13 protein-coding genes are annotated in these 15,697 nt (G+C 63.3%); 4 read left to right on the top strand and 9 right to left on the bottom strand.

The features are described from left to right. Position 1: 1 nt before the first annotated feature. The 8 genes from ftsH to tolQ form a co-directional block, all read right to left on the bottom strand. Positions 2-1,939, bottom strand: coding sequence for an ATP-dependent zinc metalloprotease FtsH (gene ftsH / locus M1D34_RS01295; protein WP_003527585.1), 1,938 nt, complete (start codon positions 1,937-1,939; stop codon positions 2-4). A 99-nt stretch (positions 1,940-2,038) separates the two neighbouring features. Further along, on the bottom strand, positions 2,039-3,400 hold the full coding sequence (tilS, locus tag M1D34_RS01290) for a tRNA lysidine(34) synthetase TilS (protein ID WP_498780301.1): 1,362 nt from the start codon (positions 3,398-3,400) through the stop codon (positions 2,039-2,041). 11 nt (positions 3,401-3,411) lie between these two features. Beyond that, positions 3,412-4,449 (bottom strand): tol-pal system protein YbgF, encoded by a 1,038-nt coding sequence (ybgF, locus tag M1D34_RS01285; RefSeq protein ID WP_003527587.1) that lies wholly within the window; start codon positions 4,447-4,449, stop codon positions 3,412-3,414. A gap of 191 nt (positions 4,450-4,640) precedes the next feature. Then, on the bottom strand, positions 4,641-5,171 hold the full coding sequence (pal, locus tag M1D34_RS01280; protein WP_003527588.1) for a peptidoglycan-associated lipoprotein Pal: 531 nt from the start codon (positions 5,169-5,171) through the stop codon (positions 4,641-4,643). Positions 5,172-5,436: 265 nt separating this feature from the next. Further along, on the bottom strand, positions 5,437-6,747 hold the full coding sequence (tolB, locus tag M1D34_RS01275; RefSeq protein WP_010970163.1) for a Tol-Pal system beta propeller repeat protein TolB: 1,311 nt from the start codon (positions 6,745-6,747) through the stop codon (positions 5,437-5,439). Between the two features lie 71 nt (positions 6,748-6,818). Beyond that, the gene (tolA, locus tag M1D34_RS01270) at positions 6,819-7,889 is read right to left on the bottom strand and encodes a cell envelope integrity protein TolA (protein WP_003527590.1); all 1,071 of its coding nucleotides are present in this window, start codon (positions 7,887-7,889) and stop codon (positions 6,819-6,821) included. A gap of 8 nt (positions 7,890-7,897) precedes the next feature. Next, a complete protein-coding gene (gene tolR, locus M1D34_RS01265) occupies positions 7,898-8,350 on the bottom strand; it encodes a protein TolR (protein ID WP_003527592.1) in 453 nt (150 codons plus the stop codon). Positions 8,351-8,377: 27 nt separating this feature from the next. Then, entirely contained in the window at positions 8,378-9,097 is a 720-nt protein-coding gene (tolQ, locus tag M1D34_RS01260) for a protein TolQ (RefSeq protein ID WP_003527594.1), read from the bottom strand. A 349-nt stretch (positions 9,098-9,446) separates the two neighbouring features. On the opposite strand from tolQ, the gene ligD reads away from it, so the two are divergent. Continuing rightward, on the top strand, positions 9,447-12,044 hold the full coding sequence (gene ligD, locus M1D34_RS01255; RefSeq protein ID WP_498780296.1) for a DNA ligase D: 2,598 nt from the start codon (positions 9,447-9,449) through the stop codon (positions 12,042-12,044). Between the two features lie 9 nt (positions 12,045-12,053). Here ligD and ybgC read toward each other — a convergent pair whose 3' ends face one another. Next, complete coding sequence (gene ybgC / locus M1D34_RS01250) at positions 12,054-12,509, bottom strand: tol-pal system-associated acyl-CoA thioesterase (protein ID WP_003527598.1); 456 nt, start codon at positions 12,507-12,509, stop codon at positions 12,054-12,056. Positions 12,510-12,636: 127 nt separating this feature from the next. Here ybgC and M1D34_RS01245 point away from each other — a divergent pair, with 127 nt between their 5' ends. Genes M1D34_RS01245 through M1D34_RS01235 form a run of 3 tightly spaced genes read left to right on the top strand, consistent with a single transcriptional unit; the run spans position 12,637 to position 15,655 of the window. Then, a complete protein-coding gene (locus tag M1D34_RS01245; protein ID WP_003527600.1) occupies positions 12,637-13,857 on the top strand; it encodes an NAD-dependent epimerase/dehydratase family protein in 1,221 nt (406 codons plus the stop codon). Further along, on the top strand, positions 13,854-14,732 hold the full coding sequence (locus M1D34_RS01240; protein WP_498780293.1) for a glycosyltransferase: 879 nt from the start codon (positions 13,854-13,856) through the stop codon (positions 14,730-14,732). The genes M1D34_RS01245 and M1D34_RS01240 overlap by 4 nt, the downstream gene beginning before the upstream one ends. Beyond that, complete coding sequence (locus tag M1D34_RS01235; RefSeq protein ID WP_498780291.1) at positions 14,729-15,655, top strand: NAD-dependent epimerase/dehydratase family protein; 927 nt, start codon at positions 14,729-14,731, stop codon at positions 15,653-15,655. The genes M1D34_RS01240 and M1D34_RS01235 overlap by 4 nt, the downstream gene beginning before the upstream one ends. Positions 15,656-15,697: the final 42 nt, after the last annotated feature.

Below are 15,697 nucleotides of genomic sequence, written 5' to 3'. Positions count from 1 at the left end.
CCTATTGCGGCTGCGGTTCGAACCCGCCTTCAGGCTCCTCGCCCTTCGTGCCGGCTTCCTTCTTCGTACCGGCCGAAGGCACTGCGGAGCCGCGGTGCGGCGGTGTATCGTCCCCAAGATCGCGCGCCGGCTTCTCGCCGCGGATCAGAGCCTTGATCTCGTCGCCGGTCAGCGTCTCGTATTCGAGCAAGCCTTCCGCGAGAGCCACGAATTCATGGTTCTTTTCGACGAGGATGCGGCGTGCCGTCTCATAGGCCTCGTCGATCAGCCGGCGGATTTCGTTGTCGATTTTCTGCGCGGTCGATTCCGAAACGTTCTTCTGCTGCGCGACGGAATGGCCGAGGAAAACCTCCTGCTGATTCTCGCCATAGGCGACCTGTCCGAGCTGGTCGGAGAAGCCCCACTGCGTCACCATCGCCCGGGCAAGCTTCGTCGCCTGCTCGATATCGGAGGATGCGCCCGAGGTGATGTTCTCCTTGCCGAAGGTCAGTTCCTCGGCAACGCGTCCGCCCATCATGATGGCGAGACGCGAGATCATCCACTTGTAGCTCATCGAGTAGCGGTCGCCCTCGGGCAACTGCATCACCATGCCGAGCGCACGGCCCCGGGGAATGATCGTCGCCTTGTGCAAGGGATCGGCCGAGGGGACGTTGAGCGCAAGGATCGCATGGCCCGCCTCGTGATAGGCGGTCAGCTTCTTCTCGGCTTCGGTCATGGCCGAGGAGCGGCGCTCGGCGCCCATCATGATCTTGTCCTTGGCGTCCTCGAACTCCTGCATGGTAACGAGACGCTTGTTGCGCCGCGCCGCCATCAGCGCCGACTCGTTGACGAGATTCATGAGATCGGCGCCCGAGAAGCCCGGCGTGCCGCGCGCCAGCACCTTGAGGTCCACGTTCGGTGCGAGCGGCACGTTGCGGACATGCACCTTCAGGATCCGCTCGCGGCCGTTGATGTCCGGGTTCGGCACGACGACCTGGCGGTCGAAGCGGCCCGGACGCAGCAGCGCCGGGTCGAGCACGTCCGGCCGGTTCGTCGCGGCGATGAGGATGATGCCCTCGTTCGCCTCGAAGCCGTCCATCTCGACCAGCAGCTGGTTCAGCGTCTGCTCGCGCTCGTCGTTGCCGCCGCCAAGACCGGCGCCGCGATGACGGCCAACCGCATCGATTTCGTCGATGAAGATGATGCAGGGCGCGTTCTTCTTCGCCTGCTCGAACATGTCGCGGACGCGCGATGCGCCGACACCGACGAACATTTCGACGAAGTCCGAACCCGAGATCGTGAAGAAGGGCACGTTCGCCTCACCGGCCACCGAGCGGGCAAGCAGCGTCTTACCGGTGCCGGGCGGTCCGACCAGCAGCACGCCGCGCGGGATGCGGCCACCGAGACGCTGGAACTTCTGCGGGTCGCGCAGGAATTCGACGATTTCCTCCAGGTCCTGCTTGGCCTCGTCGACACCAGCGACGTCGTCGAAGGTCACGCGGCCATGCGCTTCCGTCAAAAGCTTTGCCTTGGACTTTCCGAAACCCATCGCGCCGCGCGAGCCGCCTTGCATCTGCCGCATGAAGAACAGCCAGACGCCGAGGATCAGGAGCATCGGCAACAGCGTTCCGATATAGCTGAGGAAGCCCGACGAGCCGTCCGTCTCCGGCCGAACCGTGACCGTGACGTCCTTGGCTTCCAGCCGCTCCGTCAGCGCCGTGTCGACGGCGGGCGCATAGGTCTGGAAGGTCGCCCCGCTCTCGGTGTAGCTGCCGATCACCTTCGAACCGGTGATCACCACGTCCTTCACGCGGCTCGCGTCGACGTCCTTGAGGAACTGCGAGAATGGAATTTCACGCGAGCCTGCTCGTTCGGTCGGCTGCTGGAACATGCTGAATAGCGCTATCAGGAGAAGCGCTATGATTGCCCAAAGGGCAAAATTTCGAAAATTAGGGTTCATCGAACTCCCCGGAACCTGGCGCAGCCCGCGCATTTGCCGGACTGTATTCTTGTCCCTAACATAGGTGTCCGGGGTGACCTTGCCAAGGAAAACCGCCGGTTACGTTTCCATTTCTATCAAAACATCGTGCACCGGCGGCGCGGGGTATCGATCACGCCCAAACGACACGGCGACCGCATCCGCCATGATCCTGTCGAAACCCGGCAAAAAGGTGTCGTAAAGCCCGATGTGGTACTCGACTTGCGCCGGAGCCTCGCCGAAGGCGAGCCCCGCGCCGTCCGTCGACGCGATTTCTGGTGCCACCGTGGATCCGCGCTTGGCAATCCCCGCCGGCAGCCCTGCGTCAATAAGCCTCTGGGTCCACAACCTCGCCGAAGCGTCCGCGGCGACCGTAACCGCCGGCCCGCGGCTCTTTACCGTGAACCGCCCATCCCAAGTGCCCTGCCGGCCCGGTCCAACGGCGAGCACCGGCAGGTTGCGCGCCTCTCGATAGAGATAGAGACCGCTTGCTCGCCGGTCGAAGACGACCCGTCCCGCCGTCATGCGGCCAGGCTCACCCGATCGCAGGAACTGCGAAAGCCGCTGCACCGTGGCGAGAGCGGGCATGTGCTCGCGCCCGCCGAGAACCGACGCGACCGTCAGGAGCGCACGGCGCCAGTCCGGATCGTCGATCTCCCCGGCATGCCGCGCCGAGACCTCCGCGACGAGCGCCTCGTGAACGCGGATACGCTTCTCGATCAGGGCGGCGGCTCTGGCGGAAGAGGCGGCGCGCTGGCGCCCGTTGCCCAAGGGCGTCGGCATCCCTCCGGATGTCGCTATACGGGCACGCACCCGGACCCGCTCGAAGGCGGGGTTTGCATTGCTCGGATCGTCGATCCAGGAGACGCCGCGTGCCTGGAGAAAGCTGCGGATCTCGGCGCGCGCCAAGCCGAGAAACGGCCGCAACACCCAGATCCGCCGTCCGTATAACATGGACGCGGCCATGCCGGCGCCGCCATGCCCCTCGCCCTGCCCGTCTCCGGCACCATCACCCTTGCCGCGGGCAATGCGCATGGCGACGGTCTCCTGCTGGTCGTCGCGGGTATGGCCGGTCGCGATGCAATCGGCGCCGAGCGCGTCGGCGGCCTCAGCCAGCAATTCGTAGCGCTTGTTTCGAGCCGCCGCCTGGATGCCGGTCGACGGCTTCGGGCCCTCCCAGCGGCAGATACGGTGGGCAATGCCGAGCGCAGCACAAAAGGCCGCCACATCTTCGGCTTCGCGAGCCGACTGCGGCCTCAGCGCATGGTCGACAGTGCAGGCGGCAAGGGAAAATCCGCGGCGCTCATCTGCGGCGATCGCCGAATGCAGGGCTACAAGCAGCCCCATCGAGTCGCTGCCACCGGAGACGGCAACCAGGATCCTGCGGGGCGTGATAAAGGATCGGAGAAAATTTCGGGCCGTATCGAGGACGGCATGGGGCATCTGGGCCCGCCTCAGCAGCCGAAACGGCTCTGCTCGCTCGCCACCTTCGCCTTCACGGCGGGTGATGCTTTCGGATAGCGCTTGTTGACCTCGCGCAGCGTGGCGCAGGCGGTCTCCTTGTTGTCGAGGGCGCCGAGGGACATGCCGAGCTTCAAGAGCATTTCCGGAGCCTTCGGTGACTTGCCGTGGCTCTGATGCGCGTTGAGGAAGGTCTTGGCCGCGTCGCTGTACTTGCCTTGCGAATACTGTGCCTCGCCCATCCAGAAGCTCGCATCCGCCGCCTTGTCGCCGCTTGGAAAGGCATCGAGGTAATCGCGGAATTCCTGCTCTGCGATGCTGTAATCGCCGGAAAGCACGTGGCTGTAGCCTGCTTGGTAGAGATCGCCCGGATCGCTGAGAGACGCGGTCGCCTGTCCGCTGTCCGGCACGCTTCCCGGATTGTCGTTGAGGCCACCGCCCTGGGTCGCAAGCCCTGTATCGACGCCGGGCAGAGTGGCGTTGGCCCCGGGCTCTACGCCCGCCGTTGCCGAGACGGGGTTGCCGTTCTCGTCGAAAATGATCTGCCCCAGCGTCGCCGGCGCGGGCGCGGCGCCCGGCGCGTTGGGATCGACACCCGCCATATCGGCGCCGCCGGCAGCCGGAGCGCCCGACGGCCGGCTATCCGTCACCCCGGGGGTGACGGACGCCTGATCATTCGATTTCGGCGTTTCAAGCGCGCCGCTCTTCTTGGAGGAGGACCTGCCGTTTTCCAGATCCTGGAAGCGGAACTCGTTGTCCTCCTGGAACTTCCGGATCTGCTCCTGCATCTGCAGGAGCTGGAAGCTCATTTCCTCGATACGCCCATTGAGGGAGCGGATCTGTTCCTCGAGTTGACCGACCCGCGCAATATCGGGTGATTGCACCTTCATTACCGGAAGGTCGCCCTTGCTGCCGGCATCGGTCTGCGTCGTGCGGGCAAAGAGCCCGGAAAGCGGCATGGCATCTGCTGTAGAGCCGAGACCCGCAAGGGTCACGAGGCCAAGCAGTCCTGCCACGACAAATTTCTTCATTTCATTTGTCCTGTTCGTAACCGATTATCCCGCCCTGGATCGCGTTGCGCAGTACATTTGCCGATTCCGAGGCGGGGTGCCGCACAGTTTTCCAACTCCCGTGAAAAAGCAACGGAGTTCGGCCAAAGTGTGGTAAAAAAGAAAGGGCGGCCCGTAGACCGCCCCTCGAATTCACCTTCTATGCCGAATAATCAGCTGCCGGCGCCACCGAGCACGGTAACGGCGCGGCGGTTCTGCGACCAGCAGGAGATGTCGTCGCAGACGGCGACCGGCTTTTCCTTGCCGTAGGAGATCGTGCGCATGCGGTTTCCGGGGACGCCGCGGCTGACGAGATAGTCGCGGGTCGCGGCAGCACGGCGGGCGCCGAGCGCCAGGTTGTATTCGCGGGTGCCGCGCTCGTCGGCATGGCCTTCGATGGTGATTCCGTAGTTCGGATATTTTGCCAGCCACTGGGCCTGGCGGTCGAGCGTCGCCTGCGCGTCGGCACGGATCGACGTCGAATCCGTATCGAAGAAGATGCGGTCGCCGACGTTGACGGTGAAGTCCTGCTGCGAGCCCGGGGTCGCCGCGCCTGCGCCGAGACCGAGGCCGGCAGCATCGTTCGGCAGGTTCTTCTTCGAAGCGCAGCCAGCAAGGGCAAGCGTCATGACGAGCGCGATCATGACCGGATTGCGGGCGATGGTCTGCATGCGGCTTGCTGCCGGGGTGTCAATTCGGCTCATGGGCCGGGTCTCCTTGAGAAGTGTCAAATTCACGGTTGCCAGACTGTAACCGGAAGCGGTTAATTGCTTTTCAACGGATATGGTTAACAAATCGACAATGTGCGTCGGGGCGCCTGCTACACCAGCACTTTGCGGCGAGAAAGCGGCACATTCGCCTCATTCCCTGCCATAACTGTGGACGCGCGATCACGAAGAATTTCGGGCCGTATTGGCCCGAAATCTTTGAATCTCATCATTTCTCTCGATTGGGCTCGCGGCGGATGCCCTATTCCATCAGCGGCGACCAGGCCGGATCCGAGGCGAAGCCCTGCGTCTGGACAAGCTGCTCGTTATAGCCCGTCAGATCGATCGAATAGAGCTGCGGGCCGCCCGCACCGGCGTTCTGACGGAAAAACATCAGGACACGGCCGTTCGGCGCCCAGGTGGGGCCTTCATTGTGGAAGCCGGTGGTGAGAATGCGCTCGCCCGACCCGTCCGGCTTCATGACGCCGATCGAGAACTTCCCGCCCGACTGCTTGGTGAAGGCGATGAGATCGCCGCGCGGAGACCAGACGGGCGTCGAATAGGAACCGTCGCCGAAGGAAATGCGCGTCTGGCCGGAGCCGTCGGCGCCCATGACGTAGAGCTGCTGCTTGCCGCCGCGGTCGCTTTCGAAGACGATCCGGCTGCCGTCCGGCGAATAGGAGGGAGAGGTGTCGATCGCCGCGGTGTTGGTGAGCCGCGTCGTCGTGCGCGAGCGCAGATCCATCGTATAGATATTGGCGTTGCCTTCCTGCTGCAGGCTCATGATCACCCGCTGGCCATCCGGCGAGAAACGCGGGGCGAAGGTCATGCCCGGGAAATTGCCGACCACCTCGCGCTGCCCCGTTTCAAGCTGAAGCAGATAAACGCGCGGCTGCTGGTTCTCGAACGACATATAGGTGATTTCCTGACGGTTCGGCGAGAAGCGCGGCGTCAGCACGATGTCGTTGGAATTGGTGAGCGCCCGGGAATTGGCCCCGTCCTGGTCCATGATGGCGAGTTGGCGCTTGCGCGCATTCTTCGGCCCGCTTTCGGCGACGTAGACGATGCGCGTGTCGAAATAACCCTTCTCGCCGGTGATCCTCTCATAGATCGCGTCGGCAATGATGTGGGCGACCCGGCGCCAGTTCTCCGGCTGGGTGTAGAACTGCTGACCGAGCATCTGCTGGCCGGCAAAGGTATCCCAAAGGCGGAACTCCGCCTTCAGCCTGCCGTCGCCTTCCTGCGTGACGCGGCCGATGACGAGCGCCTGCGCGTTGATCACTTTCCAGTCCTCGAAACGCGGTGTGGCATCGGGATTGGAGATCTTCTCGATGAAGGCGCCCTTGTCGATCGGCGCGAAAAGCCCGGAGCGCTTCAGGTCGGCGGCAATCACGCCGGAGATCTTCTGGGCGAGTTCGCCCTGCAGGAAGTCCGTGATCGCGATCGGCAGCGGCTCGACGTTACCCTTGTTGATGTTGATCTCGACGAGCGCATTTGCCGGCGAGGCAATGAGCCCGCAGCCGGCGACCAGCACCATCAGGAGGCGGAAAAAATTGCGTCTCAGCATTTCCATAAAGCCTTTCAGCCTTTCGTGTTCCGAGCAGGATGAGGCGCAATATTCCGCCCACAACCGGCCCAACCTGTCTAGAGCATCGAGCTCGGGTCGAAGTTGACGACGACCTCGCTCCACGAATCGTATTTGTCGGCCGGCAGCCCCTTGAAGGGAACGGACTTCAGGATGGCCCGGCGTGCACCACCCATGAGTGCCCGCCGCGCCGCATCCGAGCCGCCGCTGGCTTCCACTTCCGGTTCGCCGATCAGGTCGCCGTTCGGGTCGAGCCGCATCGTCACCTTGATGCGGACATCCGCCGCGTCGGCCATGCCGGGAATGATCGACCAGTTGTTCTGGATCTGACCGCGAAGCGCGTCCATTTCACTCTGCGAAAGCGTGTTGCCGCTCGTCGTCTTCTTGCCGCCGAGGGCCGCCTCCTCGGTCGAGCGCTTGGCGCCGCCGCCGGAGGATTCCTGCTTGTTGAGCAGCGCCGCGATCTCGTCGGCATTGAAGTCGCTCTCCTTCTGGGAGGACGCCTTCTTCTGCTCCTTCTTGACCTCTTCCTTCTTGCGCTCTGGCGTCTTGGCCGTCTGCGCGGGCTTTTCGACCTTGGGCTTCACCTGCGGCGTCGGCACCCTGTCCGGCAGAGCCTCGGCCTCGGGATTTTCCGCGGGCTGCTCTTCCGCCGGTGCCGGTTCCGGCTTCGTATCCGGCTTTACTTCCTGCTTGGGCTCGGGGAGTGCCGCCACTTCCGTCGCGGGCTCGGCGGCCGGCTTGGTCTCTTCGACCTTTTCGATCTCTTCCTTCACGGGATCGGGCGTCGGCGGGGCCTTTTCGGTCTTCTGCGGCGCTGCGGCCGACTCGTTCTCGACCGGCTTGACATTGGGCGTGGGCGGCGTCTTCAGGTCGACGTCGTTCTCGCCGACATTCTCGGCGTTCTCGACGGGCGTCGGCTTCTTGGTCGGAACGGGCGATGCCTTTTCCTTGGCCGGAGCCTTCTTGTCGCCCTGCTGGATCTGCGTGATCGACTCGACCGGCACGATGTCGACCGGCAGCGCCTCGACGTCCGCGACCTCGAAATCGGCCGGGCTGCCAAGCGACACCAGCGCCCAGGTCAGGACCAGGGCGTGGAGGACAGCAGATGTAGCGATACTGCCCTTCATTCGGACGATCACTTCTCTTGTTCTTGAAGCGTTACGAGACCCAGGTTCTTGAAGCCTGCCGCGGAGATGCGTGCCATCACCTTCATCACGGTGCCGTAGTCGGCATTGGTGTCGCCGCGCACATAGATGCGCTCATTGTAGCCGGTCGTGGCGATCGCCTCGAGCTTCGGGACGACCTCGTCGATCGCTATCGGCGTCTCCTGCAGGAAGATCTCGCCCGCCGGGTTGACCGAGACGGTGATCGGCTGCGTATCGGCGTTCATGGCCTTCGCCTGCGTTTCCGGCAGATCGATCGGCACGCCGACCGTCATCATCGGCGCAGCCACCATGAAGATGATGAGGAGAACCAGCATGACGTCGACGAGCGGCGTGACGTTGATCTCGCTGATCGCACTTCTTCTGCCGCCGCGGCGGCGGCGCCCGCCGCCCGACCCCTTGGCTCCGCCAACTGCCATACCCATCAGCGTGGTCTCCGTGCTTTGAGGTCGTTATTGCGCGGCTTGGCGAGAAGGCTGCAGCTTCTCGTCGATCTGCCGCGACAGGATGGCGGAGAACTCGTCGGCAAAGGCTTCCATGCGTGCCGTCAGCTTGCCGGCATCGGCGGTGAACTTGTTGTAGGCGATAACGGCAGGAATGGCGGCGAGCAGACCGATGGCGGTCGCAAGCAGCGCTTCGGCGATACCGGGAGCAACGACGGCGAGGTTGGTGGACTTGGAGCCGGCGATGGCCTGGAACGAGGTCATGATACCGACGACGGTGCCGAAAAGGCCGATGAAGGGGGCAGCCGAGCCGATCGTCGCCAGCGAGCCGAGCCTTGCCTCGAGCGCTTCGGATTCACGGGCGAGCGTCACGTCCATCGCACGGTCGATCCGCATCTGCAGGCCGATCGGCGCGCGCGCGCCGCGCTCGAAGCTTTTCTTCCATTCGCGCATGGCCGAAACGAAGATCGCGCCCATTCCGCTCGTCTGCCTGTCCGAGAGGGTCCGATAGAGCTCCTCCAGCGACTGACCCGACCAGAATACCTGCTCGAAATTATCGAGCTGCCGGCGGACACGCCCGTAATTCAGGCTCTTGTCGACGACGATAGCCCAGGTCCAGACCGAGGCGGCGATGAGCCCCAGCATGACCAGCTTCACGACCAAGCCCGCTTGCATGAAGAGCGACCAGAGGGTCACGTCGCTCGTCGCGGCCAATCCAACCTGTTCCATCGATTTCAGTCCCCGAATCCAAACACCCGGCAGAGCAACTCATGCTCGTGACCGGGTCGCCCAAATGTCCTGCAGCAGGAATGCCCCGGTATTGCCACCGATCGCGGCATTGCGATCTACTCGCTTCAGCCTGCCTTCTTGCCGTCAATTTTGGTCAAAGGATGACGTGCACTGCACAAATCCTGATACACGGATTAAGACACCATTATGGTTAAGGGAGTATTACCGCGCGCGCAGTTCGAGTGAGCTTGCGCGATACGGAACTTCGCAGCAGGTCGCACGTTTCGGTGCCATGAGCCCCTGGTCCCCGAAACATACAGCCTTCCAGCCGAAATCGGGCTGACGATCCATGGCCGCTCGCAATGAACCGCTTTCCGAATATAACCGGCGCCGCGATTTCACGCGGACGAGCGAACCCAAGGGAGCGGTCGCTCGGCGCAGCGGGGACAACAGGATGCGGTTCCTGGTTCAGAAGCACGCTGCGACCCGCCTGCACTACGACTTCCGCCTGGAATGGGAGGGCGTGCTGAAGAGCTGGGCGGTCACACGCGGCCCGAGCCTCAACCCCGAAGACAAGCGCCTGGCCGTGCGTACCGAAGACCACCCGCTTGCCTATGGCGACTTCGAAGGAACGATACCGAAGGGAGAGTATGGCGGCGGTACCGTGATGCTCTGGGATACCGGCTGGTGGGAGCCGGAGGATGACCCGTCAGAAGCCCTGAAGAAGGGCAAGCTCTCCTTCAAGCTGCATGGCAGCCGAATGAAGGGCGGCTGGGCGCTGGTGCGCATGCGGCCACGCGAAGGCGAAAAGCGCGAGAACTGGCTGCTCGTCAAGGAAACGGACGATGTCGCCTCCGATGACGGCGAGAGCCTGATCAACGAGAACATCACCAGCATCGTTACCGGCCGGACGATGGAGGAGATCGCCGAAGGCAGGGGCGAGAAGCGGGCGCGGGTCTGGCATTCCAACAAGAGCATCTCGGCCAATCTCGAGGCCGGCGCGATCGCCGAAAACGGCAATGCAGGCAAGCGCGCGACGCGAAAAGCCTCCGGCAAGCTGCCCGCCTTCAAGGCACCGCAGCTGGCGACTCTGGTGACCAAGGTGCCCGCCGGCGACGCATGGCTGAACGAAGCCAAGTTCGACGGCTACCGTCTTGTCTGCGCCGTCGGTGCCGGCACCGTGCGCTGCTACACGCGCAACGGCCTCGACTGGACCGAGAAGTTCCCTGCAATTGCCGCCGCCCTTGCCGAACTCGACTGCCAGTCCGCTCTGATCGATGGCGAAGTGGTGGCGCTTTCGGAAGGCGGATCGACCTTTTCGGCCCTGCAGAAGGCGCTTAGAACGGGGGCCAGCACACGGCTTTACGCTTTCGATCTCATCGAGCTCGACGGCAAGGATCTGAGCCGGAAGCCGCTCGTGGAACGCAAGGAACGGCTCGAAGCGCTGCTCCAAACGCTCGGCGCCACCTCTACCGTACAATTCAGCGAGCATGTCCGCGGCAATGGCGAGCACGTGCTTTCCGCGATATGCAAGGCCGGCCAGGAGGGTATAATCGCCAAGGAGGCGGATGCCCCCTATCGCAGCGGGCGCAGCCGAAGCTGGCTCAAGGTGAAATGCACGAAGCGCCAGGAGTTCGTGATCGGTGGCTATACCCCGTCTTCGAAGAAGGGACGTGCCTTCGCCTCGCTGCTCGTCGGGACCTTCGAAGGCGGGAAGCTGATCTACCGTGGCGGCGTCGGCACCGGTTTCAGCGGAAAGACAATGGAGGACCTCGCCGCGGCCTTCGCAAAGCGCAAGCGCGATACGTCGCCCTTCGACAGCGTGCCGCGAGAGAGAATGCGAAATTCGGTATGGCTTGAGCCGGACCTGGTGGCGGAGGTGGATTTCGCCGAATTCACGGCCGACGGACATGTCCGTCACGGTTCATTCGAGGGATTGCGCGAGGACAAGGAGGCCAGGGCCGTGAAACTGGAGACACCGAAGCCGGCAGAAGCGGAGCCGGAGACCGCCAAGAGCAAATCTTCCGCCAGGACGCGCAAGACGCCGCCTGTGCAGGGAGACGCCGATGTCCTCGGCATCCGCATCTCCCATCCGGACCGGGTGCTCTTCGAAGGCCAGGGCATCACCAAGATCGATCTCGCCCGCTATTATGCCGTTGTCGCCGAGAGGATGCTCCCCTTTGCCGCCGATCACCCCGTTTCGCTGGTGCGCTGCCCGCAGGGCGGCGAGCGGCACTGTTTCTTCCAGAAACACGCAAGCGACGGCTTTCCCGAGGCGATCTGGGAAGTGCCGATTACCGAGGCATCGGGCGACACCGAGAACTATATGTACATCCACGATGCCAAGGGCCTCGTCGCCGCGGTGCAGATGGGGACGCTCGAGTTTCACATCTGGGGTTCAAGCATCGACCGGCTGGAGAAACCCGACCGTCTGGTCTTCGATCTCGACCCCGATCCGAGCGTCGACTTCGAGACAGTCAAGGCGGCAGCCCTCAGGCTCCGCGACGAACTCGCCGAGATCGGCCTGAAAACAGTGCCCATGGTGACCGGCGGCAAGGGCGTCCACGTCATCGTTCCGCTCCGCCCCCATGCCGAATGGGAGGAGGCCAAAGGCTTCGCGAAAGCGCTCGCGCGATCTATCGCCGAGCGCGATCCGGACAATTTCGTCGCCACCATGTCGAAGGCGAAGCGCAAGGGAAAGATTTTCATAGACTGGCTGAGAAACGATCGCGGCGCCACGGCGATCGCGCCCTATTCCACCCGCGCGCGCTCCGGCGGACCGGTCGCCACACCGGTCGGCTGGGACGAACTCCAAGGCCTCGAAGCCGCCAACGGGTTTCAGATTCCGGACATTATCGAGCGGATCGAAGCCGGGACCGATCCGTGGCGGGAGATCGGCAAGATCAGTCAGTCGCTGACGAAGAAGATATTGAACTCGGTCGAATGAGCCGGCCGCTCACGCGGAAGCCGCTTGCGCAGCCAGGAATTTCGTTGCCAGTGCCTCCGGCAGACGCCGTGGCCGTCCCTGACCGTTGATGACCGCGATGATTACCTTGGCCGCGATCAGCAGCGCGTCGCCGCGCCTGATCTGCTGCTGCAGGATCATTTTTGCGCCGCCGGCCTTTTCGGTCGCGGTCTCGATAGTCAGGACGTCGTCCATGCGCGCCGGCGCCTTGAAGTCGATTTCCATACGGTGGACGACGAAGACGAGGCCTTCCACGTCGCCTTCGATCGCCAGCGACGCCTGCTCGACGCCGAGAAGCCGCAGATAGTCGGTCCGGGCGCGCTCCATGAAATGCAGATAGCGCGCATGGTAGACGACGCCGGAAAAATCGGTGTCCTCGTAATAGACCCGCTGGATCAGTCGGTGGCCGGTCTCGGTCAGCTCGCCGGCAAGCGAAATCAGTGACATGGCATTCTCCGGGAGGATTTATTGCGTTTTCCTGTGCAGGAACAAAAAGACATTTGCAAGCACTGCAGCTTTGTCACAATCCTATCCTATCAGGACCCTGTCCTCTTCCCGAGCAGGAGAATCGTGCATGAAGATTGCAGTCCTCGGCGGTGATGGTTTCGTCGGCTGGCCCACCGCCCTGCATTTGTCCGATGCGGGCCACGAGGTTCACATCCTCGACAATCTCTCCCGCCGCTGGATCGACACGGAACTCGGCGTTCAATCCCTGACGCCGATGGATTCCATCCAGGAGCGCACGCGCATCTGGCACGCGGAAACCGGCCGGCGTATTCACTTCAATCTGATCGATCTCGCCCGCGACTACGAACTCCTGAAGAACTGGCTGGCGGAGCATCGGCCCGATGCGGTCGTCCACTTCGCCGAGCAGCGGGCCGCCCCCTATTCGATGAAGAGCGACAGGCACAAGAACTACACGGTCAACAACAACGTCAACGCGACCCACAATCTCCTGAACGCACTGGTCGAACTCGAACTCGATGCCCATCTCGTGCATCTCGGTACGATGGGCGTTTACGGCTATTCCACGATCGGGGCGGCGATCCCTGAAGGCTACCTGCCCGTCGGCATCGAGACCATGGGCGGAGAGACGGTGAACCAGGAAATCCTCTATCCTTCCAATCCGGGCTCCGTCTATCACATGACCAAGTGCCTGGATCAGCTGCTCTTCCAGTTCTATGCGAAGAATGACCGCCTCAGGATCACCGATCTGCATCAGGGCATCGTCTGGGGCACGCATACGGAGCAGACGCGGCGTCATCCGCAGCTCATCAACCGCTTCGACTATGACGGCGATTACGGAACCGTCCTCAATCGTTTCCTGATCCAGGCAGCAATCGACTATCCGCTGACGGTTCACGGAACCGGCGGCCAGACGCGCGCCTTCATCCATATTCAGGACTCGGTGCGCTGCATCGAACTCGCGCTCAGGAACCCGCCGGCGCGCGGCAGCCGCGTCGAGATATTCAACCAGATGACGGAAACGCACCGCATCCGCGATCTCGCCGAGATGGTCGCACGCATGACCGGCGCGAAAATCGCCTGGCTGCCCAATCCGCGCAAGGAAGCGGCCGAGAACGAGCTCGTGGTGCGGAACGAGAAATTCCTCGCGCTCGGACTCAATCCGGTTCGGCTCGAAGACGGGCTGCTTTCGGAGATCGTCGACGTGGCGAAGAAATTCGCCTATCGCGTCGATCGCTCGCGCGTGCCGGCGGTTTCCGCCTGGACGAAGGACATCGCCCCCTTGATCAACCACGATCCGGAGGGCAAGCGGCTGAAATCGGTTTCATGAGCCGCGTCTTCGCCAGTCCGGAGGGGCTCAGTCCCTCCTCCACGGTGACTGCGCGCCACGCTTTCGTGACGCTCGTCACCAACAGCGACTACGCGCTCGGTGCGCGGGCCCTGCTCAGATCGATCCGTCTCACCCGGACGCCCGCAGATATCGTCGTGCTCCATACCGGCGGGGTGGATGCCGCCTCCCTCGAGCCGCTGACCGAATTCGACTGCCGCCTGATCCAAACCGACCTGCTGCCGCTTTCGGACGAATTCAACGCCCGGCATCAGCGCCGCAACGTGCATGAGCAGGCCCCCTTCACAAAAGGACGCAAGCCCGATTTCCATTCGCCGCTCGACAATTTCTGCAAGATAAGGCTGTGGCAACTCGTCGAATACGAACGCTGCATCTTCATCGATGCCGACGCGATCGTGTTGCGCAACATCGACAAGCTGTTTCTCTATCCGGAATTTGCCGCAGCGCCGAACGTCTATGAGAGTCTCGCGGACTTCCACCGCCTGAACTCCGGCGTCTTCGTCGCCGAGCCGGCAGTCGCGACCTTCGAGAAGATGCTCGCGGCCCTCGATGCGCCGGACGCCTTCTGGCCGCGCACGGACCAGACCTTTCTGCAAAGCTTCTTCCCCGATTGGCATGGCCTGCCGGTGACGATGAACATGCTGCAGTATGTGTGGTTCAACCTGCCTGAGCTTTGGGACTGGCGCTCGATCGGAGTGCTCCATTACCAGTATGAAAAGCCGTGGGAGAAGGATCATCCGCGCGCGGATGCGCTGCGCCCGCTGATCGATCTCTGGCACACTTTTCTGACCGGCGAGCAGATTCCCGATATTGCCGGTCTTCCCAACCCGCCGCACGCCGGCATCACGTCGCCATGACCCGCGTTCTCGTCTCCGGCGGCACCGGATTCGTCGGCCGCTTCATCATCGAGCACCTGCTGGCAAACGGCTATGAGGTCACGGTCGGCGGGCGCTCTCCGCCGCCTGCCGGCTTTTATTCGCAACCCGTGTCCCATGTGCCGCTCCGTCTCGATGCGGATGCGGACCAGGCCGGCGCCTTCGACGATATCTATTATTTCGTCCATGCGGCCTTCGAGCATGTCGAGGGCAGATATCGCGGAGGCGAGGGTGACGACCCCACGAGTTTCCGCCGCGCCAATCTCGACGGCTCCGTTCGCCTTTTCGAGGAAGCGCGCGCCGCCGGCGTACGGCGCTGCGTTTTCCTGTCGAGCCGCGCCGTCTATGGCGAGACGGCGCCGCCGGTTGTCGCTGAGACGTCACCTGTCGAGCCGGACACGTTCTACGGACAGGTAAAGCTCGCCACTGAGAACGCCTTGAAATCGATGACCGACCACAGTTTCGTCACGACCAGCCTGCGCGTCACCGGTGTCTACGGCCCCGCGGGCCCGGGACGAAAACACAAGTGGAGCGATCTCTTTTCCGATTACATTGCCGGCCGGCCGGTGCCAAGGCGCATCGGCACGGAAGTCCACGGCGACGATGTCGCCCAGGCCGTCCGCCTCATGCTCGAAACCGAACCGGCGAGAATATCCGCTCAGGTGTTCAACGTCTCCGACGTGCTGACCGACAACCGCGAGATCCTCTCCTTTCTCCAGGCTGCAACCGGCTGCCCGCACCCTCTGCCGCCGGCAGCGGAAGCGGCAGCATTCAAGACGATGTCGACGGAGAAGCTGCGCGCTCTCGGCTGGGTGCCGGGCGGAAGGGAAAGACTGGCTGCGACGATCCGGGAGCTTGCCGTGCAAGCTGTGACCGTTGAACCAAGATTTCGCCCCTCACCCTAACCCTCTCCCCGCGAGCGGGGAGAGGGGACATGCCCCCTGCGA

The organism is Ensifer sp. D2-11 (assembly GCF_054161295.1).
This window is presented reverse-complemented; position numbering and strand designations above follow the sequence as displayed.